This window comes from [Mycobacterium] stephanolepidis (assembly GCF_002356335.1).
In the GTDB taxonomy this organism is placed as follows: domain Bacteria; phylum Actinomycetota; class Actinomycetes; order Mycobacteriales; family Mycobacteriaceae; genus Mycobacterium; species Mycobacterium stephanolepidis.
Map to the genome: position 1 here is coordinate 2,434,362 of NZ_AP018165.1, position 14,146 is coordinate 2,448,507.

A 14,146-nucleotide genomic window follows, 5' to 3' on the forward strand; every position below is an offset into this window, starting at 1 on the left:
TCGTATCGTCTAGCTCGACCGCCTGGCCTAAGCCAACATTCGCCGCTAGGGATGGGGTGTGCTGGTCGCCGTCGTCGTGGTCGACGTGCGATTACTTGGCGACGGAGCATCGTCGCGGTCCTGCCACGCGATGAATAGTGCAGTGAATATGGCCGCCGAGAACACCGCTGCGGCAAGAAACCACAGGAACGGTCGCTGGAACCAGCGCATCCGGTCGGTGTCATGGTAGTCGCCCGGTCCGGGGCTGAAGGTCACCTCCGGGCGAGCGGCCGTGACCGGCGTCGAGTAGTCCTGATACTCCTGCAGTTCCGGGGAAGTATCGGCTTGGGACCAGGCAAAGCTATCGGATTCGACGGTGTCGATGGGCTTGGATGCCGGGCTTTTGGCGGTTTCCTCGCCCGTCGGCACCGGCCGCATCATGGTCGCTTCGAGCGATGGTGTCTCGTCTGGTTGACCGGCCATGACGGCGGCCCCGAATGCGGCGGCGAGCTGGGGCTGTGGTGCGGCGATGATCGGGCATCGCAATCGTTCGGAAAGCTGCTGGGTCACAAGAGGAATGGCGGCGCCGCCTCCGATGGTGAGGACAGCGCTGACGCCAGCGGAAGGAATGTTGTTGCGTTCCAGGGTTTCTTGGATGGTTGTGATCAACGCGGCAAGCGGGCCTCGGATCCGGTCTTCCAGCTCGCTTCGGGTGAGCCGCACATCGGCGGTGATGCCGGGCAGCTCGACCGGAACCACGGTCGTCGTGTCGGTCGACAGATGTTCCTTGGCCGCGCGGCACCGATCACGCAGGCGCGTCAACGCCCCCAAGGATGCTGTGCCGTCCGGATCCTGGTCGAGGCCGGTGAGGACCTGCGTCAACAGTTCCTGGTCAATGCGTTGCCCGGAGAAGTCGCGATGGCGAACAGTCTCGCCGATGGGCTCGAAATTGGTTGCGGCATGGGCCAACGTGATGCTTGTGCCGGTTCCGCCGAGATCGCAGACGACGACGACTCCGTGATCGGGGAGGCGATCGCGCACGCTCACCAATGCCGCGCGTGCGTCGGGCACCAGCTTCATCGGCTTTCCGCCGGGCGCCAGGGCGGGCACTTTGTCGATGGCGGCGCGCAACGCGGTGATGGACTGCGCGCTCCAGTGGGCGGGTATGGCAGCCGCGAGTGCCGGAGGAGTCTGGAGACTCGCCACAACCGCCGCGTCGGCGACCATGACCCGGATGGCTTCTGCCATGACCCAATCGGCGCTGTGCACCGATCCGTCGGCTCCTACGATTCCGACGGGATCTCCGACGCGATCGACAAATCCGGTGAGGCCCAGACCAGGCTCCTTCGGGATGCCGACCTCCGAGGGCCGATCGTCATGCAGGGTGAGCATCGACGTCCGCACGACGGGAACGCCGTCAGGGTTGCCGTCGGTGGCGACCAGCTGTGTAGCCCCGATCGACATTCCGAGTGAGTTCATTCCCTACCTGTTCGCCTGTTCGATTGTGATTCTAGGTGGGTGACCTTAAGGGAGGACCTAAAGGGCGTTCGCATCGATAATCGCGGAGGCGAACTCCTTGGGCGCCTCCTGCGGGACGTTGTGTCCGACACCGTCGAGGATTCGGTGGGAGTACTTGCCCGTGAACATCTTCCGATAGGTAGCCCCGTCCTTGGCCGGCCCGTCGAAATCGCTACCGATCGTGATGGTTGGCACGCTGATGGTTGGCTTGGTCGCCAACTTGGCCTCGACGGCGTCGTAGCGCGGCTCGCCCTTGGCCAGCCCGAGCCGCCACCGATAGTTGTGTATCACGATGTCGACATGGTCGGGGTTGTCGAAGGCGCCGGCCGATCGGTCATAGGTGGTGTCGTCGAAGGTCCACGTCGGTGAGGCGTTGTGCCAGATGAGCTTGTTGAAGTCGTGGGTATTTTGCCGGTATCCCCGTAACCCACGGTCGGTGGAGAAGTAGTACTGGTACCACCAGCCCAGTTCCGCTTGTGGTGACAGCGGCTGCTGGTTGGCTTCTAGGTTCACGATGATGTAACCGCTGACCGCCGCAAGCGCTTTGACACGCTCGGGCCAGATCGCGGCCACAATGTCGGCGTTGCGGGCGCCCCAGTCGAACCCGCCGAGAATGGCCGACGGGATCTTCAGCGCGTCCATGAAGTCGATGACATCGCCGGCAAGCGCGGCTTGTTGACCGTTGCGAAAGGTGTCCGCGGACCTGAATCGGGTACTGCCGTATCCACGCAGATAGGGCACCAGAACTCGAAACCCCCTGGCGGTCAGAAGCGGCACCACGTCCAGATAACTGTGAATGTCATAGGGCCACCCATGCAGCAGAATCACCGGTGGTCCATCGAGTGGGCCCTCATCGACATACCCGACGTCGAGCAGACCCGCGTCGACCTGTTTGACCGGAGGGAACTGTGTACGCGGACGCGCCACGTCGACACGGGCACCGTTCGAGCACGCCCCGAGGGTGGTAGCACCGACCGCCGCAGCGAGCACCACTGTGGAAAATCCGCGTCTGCTGATCATGTCGGGGAGCCTAATCATCCGGCATCACCGACCAGCGGCTGCAGAACGACTATGCGACGATGAGCCGATGGACGCAGCCAAGCTGTTTGTCGCTGGCGCACTCGTCGCCGGTGCCTCGCTATCCCTGTCGCTCCCGGCCTGGGCGGAGCCCGGGGTGCCCGGACCTGCGCCGGGACCCTCGACTCCGGACGCGGCCGCACCTGCCATCGGACCCCTGGGCCCACCGCCTCCGCCACCAGCTCAGCCCGCGGTTCCCGAGATCGCGAACCCCACGTACGGCTCGGGCTCGAGCGGCCCGTTGGGGACCATCCGCGACCTTTGGCATCAGGCCCACGACGGTCCACTCGATACGCCCGAAGGTGTCACCGGCCGGCCTGCCGGTGCGGGACCCGCTCCGCAGCTGCCGCCGGGATACATCTCGACGAACGCTCCGGAGTCCTCGAATCCCGGAAGGATCAGGGACCCCTATGCGCCGGCACCCTCGGGTCCACCGCTGCCACCCGGATATACGTCGCTGAAGGATCCTGCGCCGCCCGGCTATGAACCCGCGGCTCCTGCCCAGGGCAGCCCTACGCCGTGAGTAAGCAGGTGCCCGGTGGGGTCGTGCATACGCTGCCCGCAGACTTACGCACCGCACTGATCGGGAATCCCACGGCCCTGGCGCTATGGCAGGACATCACCCCGCTGGGGCGCAATGAGTTCATCTGCTGGGTCGAGGATGCCAAGCAGGAAGCCACCCGGGAACGTCGCATACGGCGTACCCAGGAAGAACTTGAAGAAGGAAAGCGGCGGCCCTGCTGCTGGCCCGGGTGCAAGCACCGCGAGCGCACGGGCAAGTAGCCGCGGCAACGTCAGATGTTGTCAACGGCCAGCGCGTGATTGGCGACCGTGAGCAGGAGATCCGCACTGAGATCGATCAGCTGCTCCTTACCGATGGCAAGATCACCGGCAAGCCAACTCGTCACGCTCTCCATGAGCGCGCCGAACAACTGGACGCCTGCCAGGGTGACTCTATGGTCCAAATCCTGTGATAGGACGCCGGCAGACATGCGGCTCGCCTGGGCACGCATCAACGCGATGAACATGTCGCGTACCTGGGTGCGGTGTTGGTGTGAGCTGTGCGCCGGGGCTTCGACAAAAACCACGCGCGCCTTGCGCCGATCCCCGGTGAGCAGATCAATACAGGCGCCCAACCCGGCACGCACGACCTGACGCTCATCGGTCCCGGATGCGGCGATGGCATCGGTCATGGCCGTCAATGTCTGCGTCGCCAGTTCATCGACCAGCGCCACGAAGATCGCGTGGCGATTCTCGAAGTGCTCATAGAAGTACCGGTCATTCAGCCCCGTGGCCTGGCACAAACCCGAGACCGAGAGGCTGTTGTAGCCCTGTGAGCCCACAACTTCCAACGATGCGTCCAGCAGGCGCACGCGGCGCTCGGTTCGCCGCTGATCCATCGGAAAGCGCAGCACCGGAGCCAATATCGCGAAAGGATGCCCATACACCGGGGTCAGCGTTCTGGGCTTGTCCACGACGGCGCGGGCAATCACACGCGCCGCGTCGAGTGGGGTCTGTCCCGGAAGCAGCCGCATCCACCGGCTCGGTGCGCTCATCCGGGTGTGCATCAGACCCGCGTAAAAAGTTGTCAGGGTCACCCCATCGCCACGGGCTTCCATTCCGACAGCCCGCATCCAGATATCGAACGCGGCCTTGGACGACAGGTAGAAGCCCCACTTGGGTACCACCCCGAACATCACGCCCACCGTTGACACGTTGACGATGTGGCCGGTTCCCCGGGCACGCATAGCGGGTAGCAGTGCCAGGGTGAGTCTCATGGGACCCACGTAGTTGGCCCCCGATGTCGCGTTGACGTCTTTGGGCCTGTCGTAGGAGAGGTGTATCGACCGGCGTAGCGATTTACCGGCGTTGTGGATGAGATAGTCGACCGCACCGAAATCATGGAGAACAGCCTCGGCGAACTCCGTGATCGAGGTCTCGGATGTTAAGTCGAGCGGGTAAACCGCTGCATCGCCGCCACTTTCGGCGATACCGGAGGCAACCTGCCGGAGCTGATCCATGGACCGTGCGGCCAGCACCACGCGGGCGCCGGCCTGCGCGAAGACTTCAGCGGTGGCGGCGCCGAGCCCGTACGAGGCACCGGTGATGACGACGACCTTTCCCGCAACCTCGCTGCGGAGACGATCGATGTCCCGTAAACCGCGCGGGCCGATCAGATAAGCGGCCGCGCGTGCGATCGGATGGTGCACGACGGGGGAGGGCCCAGTGGGCAGAATCATTGACATCTCGGCGCTTTCGGCTACTTGGTGTTGTCAGTTGAAGGACTTATCGAGGCGAGACCGGTGAGCACCGTTCGTAGCTGCGCATCGGACACCACTGCCTCGACCACACGTTGGCTGAGTTCGATATCGGGGTCCGATTGCACCGCGCTCAGGACAGTGCCGAAGAAGTTGGCCATGATCAGATCGCGTACCGCATCGCGGGAGATCTCGTCGGTATGCATCCAATGCAGCACGATGCCCTCGATGAATGAGAGGCAGCCACTGATCGCTGCGCGCAGCACCGGCGTCGATTCGGTTCCGGTGATCTCCACGGCCAACGCGTGCGCCAGACGTTGGCGATGCTGTTCACGAACACGCCGCACCTCGGCATCGGAGACGTCGGCCAGGAGCGCTTCGAAGGCGCCGGGCTCCTGCTGTGCCCGATCCAGAAACTTGCCGACACCCTCGGACAGTCGCTCCAGCGCCGGACCGCGCATCTGGACGAGTTCGCCCCAGAATTCATCGGCGGCCTGCTCGACTACCGCCAGGTAGAAGCCTCGCTTACCACCGAAGTGATAACTGATCGACCCCGCGGCCACGCCAAGGGTGCGAGCAAGGTCCACGATCGAGACCTCGTCGTACCGCTGCGTGCTGAAGGCGGCGCGGCCGGCCTCCAGCAGGGCGGCGCGTGACGCGACACCACGTTTGTTGCCGACCATCTCACCTCCGGTATTTGAATCTGATTCAGAAAATAACGATTGAGGAGGTGTGCGTCAAGATCTTTCTGAATCAGATTCAAATATTTCGCGGCCTCGGCACGATCGGCGCACAGTTGGGATTGCGCCGCTCGTGGCAAGCACACGGAAGGGATTCCCGTCGTGACAGACATATCCGCATTCGCCGAGCTAGTCGATCGTGAGCATGGGCTGTGCGTGCTCAGCACGATTCGACGCGACGGCAGCGTCCAGTCATCGGTGATCAATGCCGGCGTGATGCGCCACCCGCGAACCGGTGAGCCGGTGGTTGCACTGGTGGCCGCTGGGGGCACCCGGAAGCTCGAACATCTGCGGGCAGACCCGCGCGCCACCATCGTGGTGCGCGCCGGATGGCAGTGGGTGACCGTGGAGGGAACCGCGGAGATCATCGGCCCGGACGACCAACAAGCCGGTGTCGACGAGGAAACGTTAAGACTTTTGTTGCGCAACATCTTCCAGGCGGCCGGCGGTACCCATGATGACTGGGACACCTACGACAGGGTGATGGCCGAGGAACGACGCGCCGCAGTTCTGATCGCACCCGGCCGCGTCTACTCCAATCCCACGCGGGGATAGCCCGCGATGTGCACCGCTACTTCGCGACCTTGGCTGCTCGCTTCGAGCGCGTGTCATGGGCGGGAAGCATCAGCTCGGCACTGGCGCGCAGATGGGCACGGGCCTCGGCAGCACTGAGTTCGTGGGAAAGCCACCGGGAGGCCAGGCCCTCGGTGAGCGCGTTGAGGAGCAAGGCGACGCGGTCGGCGTCGACGGTTTCGGACACCTCACCGATCTCCTGAGTGGCACGGATGGCGGCAGCGGTTTCGCGCGTCCACTCGTGGGACGTTCGTGCCAGAGGTGCGCGTATCGGTTCCTCGTAGACGGCGGATGCGCGCAACTCGTTCCAAACCAGAGAGTTCTCCACCACCTCCGGGGAGTCTTGGATTTCGGCGAGGAGATGCTCGATGAGCTGGGCTCGCGACACTCCGGAGCCGCTGGCGGCCTGCCGATATGCGCGCGCCTGGTCGTTGATGTAGGTGAGAGCTGCCGCGAGCAGACCGTCACGGTCTTTGAAGTGGTAGTAGAGCAGGCCTGATGACACCCCAGCCACTTGCGCGACGTCGCTGACGCGCAGGCCGCGGACGCCGTTCTCGGCGATAGCGGCGGCGCTGGCCTGCAGGATCGCATCCTGTCGACTGGTCACCTGACACACTCCCTTCCGCGGCGGACAGCTCGCTACATGTTAGGGAAGGACAGGGCGGGCTGTTGTTGGGTGATGCAGTGGATACCACCGCCACGCGCGAAGATCTCGCGCGCATCGACGGTTACCACCCGGCGGCCCGGATACTCCTCGGCAAGAATGGCTTCAGCGGTATCGTCGGCTGAATCACCGAACTGGCAGGCGATCACGCCATCATTGACGACCAGATGGTTGATGTAGCTGTAGTCCACCCAGCCTTCGCTGTCACGAAGCACCTGCGGTGCAGGAACATGCGTTATCTCCCAAGGCTTTCCCTGGGCATCGTGACTCTGTGCCAGCAGGTCGGCGATCGCCCGGGTGACGTCGTAATCGGGGTGCGCGGCATCGTTCTGTGCGTGTACCAGCAGCCGTCCCGGAGACGGAATCGTGGCCACCATGTCGACGTGGCCGCGTGTGCCGAAGCGTTCATAGTCGCGAGTCAGGCCACGCGGCAGCCAGATCACATGACGAGCGCCGATCGTGCGCGCCAACTCGGCTTCGACCGCGGCCTTGTCCAGCCCCGGATTGCGGGCGGGATCGAGCTGCACAGTATCGGTGACTAGCACTGTGCCCTCGCCGTCGACCTGGATGCCGCCGCCCTCATTGACCAAGGGGGAGGAGATGACCTCCGCCCCGGCGAGCCCGCCGACAATTTCGCCGATACGCGCGTCGTTGTCCCAGCGCGCCCAATCGCCGGCGCCGCCCCATCCGTTGAACACCCAGTCCACCGCACCTTGGCGCCCATCCGCGGAGTGCACAAAGGTGGGGCCGATATCTCTCATCCAGGCGTCATCGAGCGGCGCCTCGAATGTCTCGATTTCCTGGGATAGATATGTGCGCGCCGCAGAGCGATCGGCGGGGTCAACAATCATCGAGACCGGCGCGAAGTCGAGGATGGCGTGCGCGACCGCGGCCCAGGCGGTGCGTGCCTCGTGCGCGGATTCCGCGTTCTCGAAGACGGCGGCCCCACGTGGCGGAAATGCCATCCAGACGCGCTGCTGCGGTGCCGATTCCGGCGGCATGAGCCAGGTCATGACGCCTGCGACCCGTAGGGGCTGGCCGTGTCGACAGGTGCGGTGAGGCGGCCATAGGTGTCGGGCCGGCGGGTTGTGTTGAACGGGAACAGATCCAGCCAATCCTGGCGCTGCTGAAGATCGATATCCGCCACCAACACCGCTGCCGCATCACGAGGGGCCTGCACCAGAATTCGGCCATATGGATCGGAAATGAACGAGGAACCATAGAAGTTGACGCCTCCCTCATTTCCGAAACGGTTGGGCACCACCATGAATGTCCCTGCGGTAATGCCGTTTCCCACAATCACGTGCTGCCAGAGCGGCTGGGTATCAAAGGCCGGGAACGCCGGTTCGGAACCGATCGCCGTGGGATAGACCAGGATCTCCGCACCGGCCAGCGAGTACATCCGCGAGACCTCCGGGAACCATTCGTCCCAGCAGGTGGGCATGCCGACGGCGGCATTATCGAGTTCGGCCACGCGGTACAGCGGATACGCGTCTTCCGCAGGGCCAGTTCGAAAGTACGTGTCCTCGTAGTAACCCTCGGTGATGGGTATATGGAGTTTCCGAGTGCGCCCGACGAGTTCACCGCCAGGGGATACCAAGATGGCGGTGTTGTATCCGAGCCCGTCGGCCGCATCGGCGCGTTCGTACAAGGACGCGTGCACCAGCACGCCGTTCTCCTTGGCGGCCTGTGTGGCGAAGGAGAATGTCGGCCCGGACAGCAGTTCCTCGGCGTTGGCGCCGGGGTTCGCGTCTGCCCGTACGTCCGCGGGGTAGCGCGACAGTGTCAGCTCCGGCAGGAACACCGCCTTCGCGCCCTGTGCGGCGGCCAAGTGAATACCCCTGAAGAGATGATCGCGCAGGTGGTCTGGATCGCTGAGCCAACGGTGCTGCACCAGAGCCACGCGTAACGGCGCGCGCTGGGGGGTGTGTACCCGGGCCGGTGAGGGTGGCGGTGTGAGCGCAGTTGTGACGATGAATCCCGATTCGGGCATTGCGTACCTCCTGGGTGGATAACAGGACGGTAGAACAAACTGAAAATTCAGTCAAGACTGGTATTGTGCAGATATGTGCATCGCGTGCGAGTGGGCCCCGCATTTCTCGTCGTTGAGTACCAAGGCCACGCGTCGGACGGCGCTGCGCGCCGCGGCCGCGGTGGCGCTCGGGGCGGGCGCCGTCGCCGCATGCTCTACCGGCACTGATTCGTCGTCCGCGACAGGTGGTGCCAACTCGGACAGTATCGAGGCGGATTTCGTTTTCCGAAATGGTCGCGTCTACACAGTGTCCGAGCATCAGGAATGGGCCGAAGCGGTTGCCGTGAAAGGCAATACCATCAGACATGTCGGTGGCGAGGCGGGTGCGATGGCAATGGTGGGCCCGAGCACCCGCGTCATCGATTTGGGTGGCAAGCTGCTCATGCCCGGATTTGTGGAAGGGCATATCCATCCGTTCTTCGGTGCCTTCCTCAGCAGTGGCGTGAATCTACAAGTTTCGACCAAGCAAGAGGCGCTGGCAGCTATTGCCAAGTACGCCAAGGAGAATCCGGATGGGCCGATACGCGGATTTGGTTGGCGTATCGACATGTTCGGGCCGGAGGGGCCGACTCGTCAGGAGTTGGACAGCGTGCTGAAGGATCGGCCCGGGTTCTTCTTCGCCGTCGACGCGCACAGTATGTGGGCCAACAGTAAAGCCCTGGAACTCGCTGGAGTACATCGAGATACGCCCGACCCAGTCCCCGGCTTCAGCTACTACGCAAAAGACAGCAAGGGTGAGCCAAGCGGGTACATCTTGGAGATCAGCGCGATGCTCGACCTGATCGATGCCATCGAACCGGTTACCGCCGAGAGCATGCAGCGTGCGCTTGAAGACTGGTTGCCCAAAGCGGCCGCGGCCGGCATTACGTCGGTGTTCGACGCCGGTGTTCCTCCGGTAGGGATTCAGGCTGCACTGCTTGGGCTGTACAACGACATTGAGCGCAGGGGCGCGCTGCCGTTCCGCGTGGTGGCGTCCTATGTTGTGAAGGCGCCCCCGGTCGATGATGCGGTGGCGATGTTCACCCAGACTCGTGACGAGATCGCGAGCGACCTCGTTCAGGTGGGGATGATCAAGATCATGGGCGACGGCACCCAGGGCGGTTATACCGCCTGGCTGCTCGATCCCTATGCGGACAAACCCGATTCGATCGGCACGTCACCGTTCACAGAGCAGCAGTGGGGGCAGCTGGTCGGCCAGATTGATTCCGCCGGTATAGACATGCATGTGCACGCGTGCGGGGAGCGCACGGTTCGGGTGGCGCTGGATGCGTTTGAGGCGGCGATCGCCAAGAACCCCGCCCGTGATCGCCGGCACTCGATCGCGCACTTGATTTATGTCGATGACGCGGACAACGCGCGGTTCGCAAGGCTTGGGGTCGGCGCCCAGTTCTCCGCGAACTGGTTCTCCGCCGATCCAGACACCGTGGTCAACCTGGCGACCCGATATGGCGCGCCTCGGAAGGACAACTTCTACCGGATCCAGGACATACTGCGTGCCGGTGGGAGAGTGTCGCTGGGAACGGATTGGCCTGCGGCGGGCTACTTCTCCACCTACAAGCCACTCGAATCGATCCAGATCGGTGTTACCCGCCAGCTGGTCGGTGACCCGAATGTCGAGGTGCTCGGCCCAACTGCCCAGAAGTTGTCGGCGGCGCAGGCGGTGCACGCCAACACGCTGGGTGCCGCGCACCAGATCCGGATGGAGAACAAGGTCGGCTCGGTGGAGGTCGGAAAGCTCGCCGATCTCATCGTGCTCGACCGCAACATCCTTGAGGGCGACCCACACGATATCCACGAGGCGGCGGTCACGATGACGATGATGAACGGTCAGATCCGTCACGAGATCACGCGTTGACCGGGTTACTTGGCCAACACCACGAGCGGCTTGTCCTTGTCGACGACGTAGGTTGCCAGTTCCGAACCCTCGTCATCACCGATATTGCGGACGGAATGGAAAGTCTCGGCGGGGACGAACAGGACGTCTCCGGCGGTGACACTCTGTGAGCCCTGACCGTCGATGTCATAGACCAGCGTGCCCTTGAGCACGTAGATGATCTCCTCGCCGGGATGTTTGTGGCGGGCAGCGGTGGCTCCCGGCCGAAAATCGACACGTGTCTGCAGTGCCTCGCGGCCCGGGATGCTCAGATCATGGCGCTGTAAGTCTGTGCGGCTCACCGGCTCACGTTCGGACACAGGGGGAGATGACCCGCACGCCGCGGCAAGTGTTGCCAGTCCGGCACATGCGCCCAGCACGATCTTGCTGCCGATGTTCATGCGGTCAGTCCTTCCGTGGAGGTTTGAGAGTGTCGATACCGGACGGAGGCGCCGCGTTGTCCCGGATGCCGTGGTAGATACCGCGTTTGATGATCCAGGGTTGCAGTACGCGGTCGATCGACCACGCTGGGAAGCGGAACGCGTGGCCGGAGGGCGCGAAGACTTCCAGCCCATCGGGCTGTACACCGAGAACCGAGCCCCATCGGTACCTGGGTGGGTGGTAGGTACGCAAAGGCCGCCCGGATACTCCGGCGCGAACATTTTGAGCCACAAGCCGGTCGGCTCGATTGCGGGCCGAGGTGCGCAGTGCATCGGTGGCCGCGACGTCTCCGACGGCGAAGACGTCGGGGTAACCGGGAACCTGCAGTTGTGATGTCACACGGACAAATCCATGGTGGTCGAGTATCTCGGCGGGCAGCCAGTCCGTATTGGGCTGGACGCGACCGATAGCCCACAGCACAGCATCGGAGAAGACCGGCGGCTGCCCGGAACTCCATTCAACCGGCTCGCTGGTGATTCGGTTACCGGTGAATCCGTCGGGGATGAGTGCACGGTGCCCGGGGTGCAACCCAACACGGAGTTCGTTGAGCCGCTGTCGAATCCGATGCCACACTCGTGGCGAGTGCTGTGTCAGCGCACGCTCGCCGGGGAAATACAGATCGACACGCAGGTTGGGCCATGTCATCGCGATGTTGGCCGCACTACTTACGGCGGCTGCCCCTCCACCGATGACGATTACCGTGCCTGCCGAGGCCAGTCGCAGGTGCGCCGCACGCAGCTCTGCGGCGACCTCCACGTTGAATTGCAGTGTCGGCTGTCGCCAGAAGCCGTTACTGACACCAGTCGAGATGATCAGCGTGTCGTATGGTTCCGCAAGCGATACTCCGTCGCTGTTCTGGGTGAAAACAGTTCGGGTGCTCAAGTCGACGCCGGTGAGCCGGGCATGCACGGTACGCACGCGGTCCAGCCTGTGAAACCGGTCAAATGGCACCCAGTAGTTCCGTGCCCATTCGTCGGGTCGCGAGAGCCGTGCCCCTAACTCTTGGCCACTGAGCAACCCGGGTTTGGCGGAGATTCCGACGACATCGCTGTGACGGGCGAGGCGAATCGCCGTGAGCAGGCCGCTGTCGCCGAGCCCGGCGATAACGACCCGTCTGCGGCTCACGCCGATTTCCGTGGCGGGCGCGGCACAAATCGGGAGACCCGTGCGATGACCTCTCGATACTCGGGCCGCCGCTGCAGGCTGCGCTGCTCCATCATCGGGATGCTCGAGCCCAGGAACATCCCCAACATGCCCGCGGCGCCGAGGCACAGCCACCACGCATCCGCGGGGGAGACCGCAACACCGAAGAGCGCCAGGGAGAGCCAGAAACTGAACTCTCCGAAATAGTTTGGATGCCGAGACCATGACCACAGTCCGCGGTCCATCACCTCACCGGGGCGACGGTTGCCGGTGAAGCGGTGCATCTGCCCATCGGCGACCAGCTCCAGAGCTACCGCCGCGAGGCCGACAAGACACGCGATCGCCGTCAGCCAGCCCAAGTCGCCCCCGGGGCGCGTTACAGCGACATACACCGGCACCATCCCGAGAAAGACCAGCAGTGTGGGGATGAGATGGATGGCGACCAGATCGGCCAGGAAGCTCCATCGGCCGGCACTGGCGCGCAGCATCGGGTAGCGCCAATCCTCATGGTGCAGACCAGGAAACGAATACACCCAGTTGGCGGTGAGGCGCACTGCCCATAGCACGACCACTATTGCGATGAGCCAACAACGCAGCTCATGTACCCCGGACTGACTCCACCAGTAGAGCAGCAGCAGCGGGGGTATCACACTCCAATAGGCGTCGTAGAAACTCGAATTGCGGTACATCCTGCTGAACACGAATATCACCACCGTGGCCAGCACATCGGCGATCAAAGTATCCAGCCACATCCGGCCGGTACCCGGACCCCAGACAAGCCAACCGGCGGCTACGCCTACGGCGATGACATAGGCGACGCCGACGAGCACCAACGATTGTGACTTGCCTCGGACGATGGCCTCAGAGCTCATGAGGGCTGTTGTCCCTTCGCAACAGCGCGACGAGAAAGTCCGAGTCATCGGCGAAGGGGCGTAGGTCCCAGGTGGACAGTAGGAGGTCCGGGGTGAGGCCGGCCTCGGCGGCGTCGTCAAGGAATCGAGCGAACTCGTAGTCACGGCCGGCGCCAAAGCCGATCACCGCGCGGCCGTCTTCCGCGAGGTGTCCGCGTAGGCGCCTCAACACCTGAATTCGGGTGCTCGGAGCGAGAAACGCCATCACATTGCCCGCTGACACGATGAGGTCAAAGGGTTCGGCGACACCGGCCGAGGGCAGGTCGAGGTCGGCGAGATCGCTGACAATCCACCGTGACCCGGGATGGTCCTGCTCGGCTGCCGCGATGAGCACCGGGTCGACGTCGACGCCGACCACGTGGTGACCGGCGTCCGCCAGAAATCCGCCCACTCGGCCGGAGCCACACCCGGCATCGAGGATGCGGGCGCCACGAGGAACCATCGCGTCCACAAAGCGAGCTTCACCCGCCAAATCCGCACCCTCACGCGCCATAGCGCGAAAGCGCTCGATGTACCAATGCGAATGGTTCGGATTGGCCGCGACTTTCTGCATCCAGAGGCTCTGCTCAACCATGCAGCCATTGTCGCAAGCGACGGTGGCGTTACAGATCAGGGCACGCGAATACCTGACTCGACCACCCTCTGATCTGCGAATGCGGTGCTAATCTCATGCCAACCCGGCACGTTATTGCGACGAAGGAGGGGGATGGAAATGCGTTACAGCGCGTGTGCCACAGCAGTATTGGCGGCCATGCTGATTCTTGCCACGCCGGCTCGAGGTGAGCCTGATTGCCAGTTCTCCGGCGGCCTGGGCCCTGATGCCGCTTGCACACAGAGCACCGATGACGATGACCTCACATCCCCGTGGATGTGGCCGGGCGACGACGGATTCGGAGTCGGTTTTGGCGGACCCGGGTACGGCTGGCGCTGATCTGGT

The 14,146-nt window shown here is 63.8% G+C and carries 16 protein-coding genes; 5 read left to right on the forward strand and 11 right to left on the reverse strand.

All coding sequences use genetic code 11. The features are described 5' to 3' along the window. Positions 1 to 45: 45 nt before the first annotated feature. On the reverse strand, positions 46 to 1,458 hold the full coding sequence (locus MSTE_RS12015; RefSeq protein ID WP_096501459.1) for an Hsp70 family protein: 1,413 nt from the start codon (positions 1,456 to 1,458) through the stop codon (positions 46 to 48). A 57-nt stretch (positions 1,459 to 1,515) separates the two neighbouring features. Next, positions 1,516 to 2,517, reverse strand: a complete 1,002-nt coding sequence (locus MSTE_RS12020; RefSeq protein WP_096501461.1) for an alpha/beta fold hydrolase — start codon at positions 2,515 to 2,517, stop codon at positions 1,516 to 1,518. A gap of 67 nt (positions 2,518 to 2,584) precedes the next feature. Here MSTE_RS12020 and MSTE_RS12025 point away from each other — a divergent pair, with 67 nt between their 5' ends. Next, positions 2,585 to 3,097 (forward strand): hypothetical protein, encoded by a 513-nt coding sequence (locus MSTE_RS12025; protein WP_096501463.1) that lies wholly within the window; start codon positions 2,585 to 2,587, stop codon positions 3,095 to 3,097. Between the two features lie 23 nt (positions 3,098 to 3,120). Next, positions 3,121 to 3,357 (forward strand): YdeI/OmpD-associated family protein, encoded by a 237-nt coding sequence (locus MSTE_RS12030; RefSeq protein ID WP_191985270.1) that lies wholly within the window; start codon positions 3,121 to 3,123, stop codon positions 3,355 to 3,357. Positions 3,358 to 3,368: 11 nt separating this feature from the next. On the opposite strand, the gene MSTE_RS25870 is transcribed toward MSTE_RS12030, so the two are convergent. Further along, positions 3,369 to 4,820: an SDR family NAD(P)-dependent oxidoreductase gene (locus tag MSTE_RS25870; protein WP_096501467.1), complete on the reverse strand. Its 1,452-nt coding sequence runs from the start codon at positions 4,818 to 4,820 to the stop codon at positions 3,369 to 3,371. A gap of 14 nt (positions 4,821 to 4,834) precedes the next feature. After that, on the reverse strand, positions 4,835 to 5,515 hold the full coding sequence (locus tag MSTE_RS12040) for a TetR/AcrR family transcriptional regulator (protein ID WP_096501469.1): 681 nt from the start codon (positions 5,513 to 5,515) through the stop codon (positions 4,835 to 4,837). Positions 5,516 to 5,674: 159 nt separating this feature from the next. Here MSTE_RS12040 and MSTE_RS12045 point away from each other — a divergent pair, with 159 nt between their 5' ends. Continuing rightward, complete coding sequence (locus MSTE_RS12045) at positions 5,675 to 6,127, forward strand: TIGR03618 family F420-dependent PPOX class oxidoreductase (RefSeq protein ID WP_096501471.1); 453 nt, start codon at positions 5,675 to 5,677, stop codon at positions 6,125 to 6,127. A 16-nt stretch (positions 6,128 to 6,143) separates the two neighbouring features. On the opposite strand, the gene MSTE_RS12050 is transcribed toward MSTE_RS12045, so the two are convergent. The 3 genes from MSTE_RS12050 to MSTE_RS12060 are packed head-to-tail and all read right to left on the reverse strand — an operon-like array spanning position 6,144 to position 8,802. Further along, a complete protein-coding gene (locus MSTE_RS12050) occupies positions 6,144 to 6,752 on the reverse strand; it encodes a TetR/AcrR family transcriptional regulator (protein ID WP_096501473.1) in 609 nt (202 codons plus the stop codon). Between the two features lie 32 nt (positions 6,753 to 6,784). Beyond that, positions 6,785 to 7,822 (reverse strand): agmatine deiminase family protein, encoded by a 1,038-nt coding sequence (locus MSTE_RS12055; protein ID WP_096501475.1) that lies wholly within the window; start codon positions 7,820 to 7,822, stop codon positions 6,785 to 6,787. Beyond that, positions 7,819 to 8,802 (reverse strand): nitrilase-related carbon-nitrogen hydrolase, encoded by a 984-nt coding sequence (locus MSTE_RS12060; RefSeq protein ID WP_096501477.1) that lies wholly within the window; start codon positions 8,800 to 8,802, stop codon positions 7,819 to 7,821. The genes MSTE_RS12055 and MSTE_RS12060 overlap by 4 nt, the downstream gene beginning before the upstream one ends. 73 nt (positions 8,803 to 8,875) lie before the next feature. Between MSTE_RS12060 and MSTE_RS12065 the strand changes: the two genes are divergently transcribed. Beyond that, the gene (locus MSTE_RS12065; protein WP_096501479.1) at positions 8,876 to 10,696 is read left to right on the forward strand and encodes an amidohydrolase; all 1,821 of its coding nucleotides are present in this window, start codon (positions 8,876 to 8,878) and stop codon (positions 10,694 to 10,696) included. A gap of 5 nt (positions 10,697 to 10,701) precedes the next feature. On the opposite strand, the gene MSTE_RS12070 is transcribed toward MSTE_RS12065, so the two are convergent. Genes MSTE_RS12070 through MSTE_RS12085 form a run of 4 tightly spaced genes read right to left on the reverse strand, consistent with a single transcriptional unit; the run spans position 10,702 to position 13,783 of the window. Beyond that, positions 10,702 to 11,115, reverse strand: a complete 414-nt coding sequence (locus MSTE_RS12070) for a cupin domain-containing protein (RefSeq protein ID WP_162291414.1) — start codon at positions 11,113 to 11,115, stop codon at positions 10,702 to 10,704. A 4-nt stretch (positions 11,116 to 11,119) separates the two neighbouring features. Next, positions 11,120 to 12,280 carry an FAD-dependent oxidoreductase gene (locus MSTE_RS12075; protein ID WP_096501481.1) on the reverse strand — a complete coding sequence of 387 codons (1,161 nt, stop codon included), beginning with the start codon at positions 12,278 to 12,280 and terminating at the stop codon, positions 11,120 to 11,122. After that, positions 12,277 to 13,170 carry a DUF1295 domain-containing protein gene (locus MSTE_RS12080; protein WP_096501483.1) on the reverse strand — a complete coding sequence of 298 codons (894 nt, stop codon included), beginning with the start codon at positions 13,168 to 13,170 and terminating at the stop codon, positions 12,277 to 12,279. Before MSTE_RS12080 ends, MSTE_RS12075 begins: the two co-directional genes overlap by 4 nt. Then, positions 13,160 to 13,783, reverse strand: coding sequence for a class I SAM-dependent methyltransferase (locus MSTE_RS12085; protein ID WP_096501485.1), 624 nt, complete (start codon positions 13,781 to 13,783; stop codon positions 13,160 to 13,162). The genes MSTE_RS12080 and MSTE_RS12085 overlap by 11 nt, the downstream gene beginning before the upstream one ends. A 138-nt stretch (positions 13,784 to 13,921) precedes the next feature. Here MSTE_RS12085 and MSTE_RS12090 point away from each other — a divergent pair, with 138 nt between their 5' ends. Then, positions 13,922 to 14,140: a hypothetical protein gene (locus MSTE_RS12090; protein ID WP_096505786.1), complete on the forward strand. Its 219-nt coding sequence runs from the start codon at positions 13,922 to 13,924 to the stop codon at positions 14,138 to 14,140. Positions 14,141 to 14,146: the final 6 nt, after the last annotated feature.

Coding starts and splice junctions, on each gene's coding strand:
- MSTE_RS12070 (WP_162291414.1), bottom strand. CDS start 11,115: ATGAACATCGGCAGCAAGATCGTGCTGGGCGCATGTGCCGGACTGGCA.
- MSTE_RS12080 (WP_096501483.1), bottom strand. CDS start 13,170: ATGAGCTCTGAGGCCATCGTCCGAGGCAAGTCACAATCGTTGGTGCTC.
- MSTE_RS12055 (WP_096501475.1), bottom strand. CDS start 7,822: ATGACCTGGCTCATGCCGCCGGAATCGGCACCGCAGCAGCGCGTCTGG.
- MSTE_RS12040 (WP_096501469.1), bottom strand. CDS start 5,515: ATGGTCGGCAACAAACGTGGTGTCGCGTCACGCGCCGCCCTGCTGGAG.
- MSTE_RS12085 (WP_096501485.1), bottom strand. CDS start 13,783: ATGGTTGAGCAGAGCCTCTGGATGCAGAAAGTCGCGGCCAATCCGAAC.
- MSTE_RS12025 (WP_096501463.1), top strand. CDS start 2,585: ATGGACGCAGCCAAGCTGTTTGTCGCTGGCGCACTCGTCGCCGGTGCC.
- MSTE_RS12015 (WP_096501459.1), bottom strand. CDS start 1,458: ATGAACTCACTCGGAATGTCGATCGGGGCTACACAGCTGGTCGCCACC.
- MSTE_RS12060 (WP_096501477.1), bottom strand. CDS start 8,802: ATGCCCGAATCGGGATTCATCGTCACAACTGCGCTCACACCGCCACCC.
- MSTE_RS12020 (WP_096501461.1), bottom strand. CDS start 2,517: ATGATCAGCAGACGCGGATTTTCCACAGTGGTGCTCGCTGCGGCGGTC.
- MSTE_RS12090 (WP_096505786.1), top strand. CDS start 13,922: ATGCGTTACAGCGCGTGTGCCACAGCAGTATTGGCGGCCATGCTGATT.
- MSTE_RS25870 (WP_096501467.1), bottom strand. CDS start 4,820: ATGTCAATGATTCTGCCCACTGGGCCCTCCCCCGTCGTGCACCATCCG.
- MSTE_RS12065 (WP_096501479.1), top strand. CDS start 8,876: ATGTGCATCGCGTGCGAGTGGGCCCCGCATTTCTCGTCGTTGAGTACC.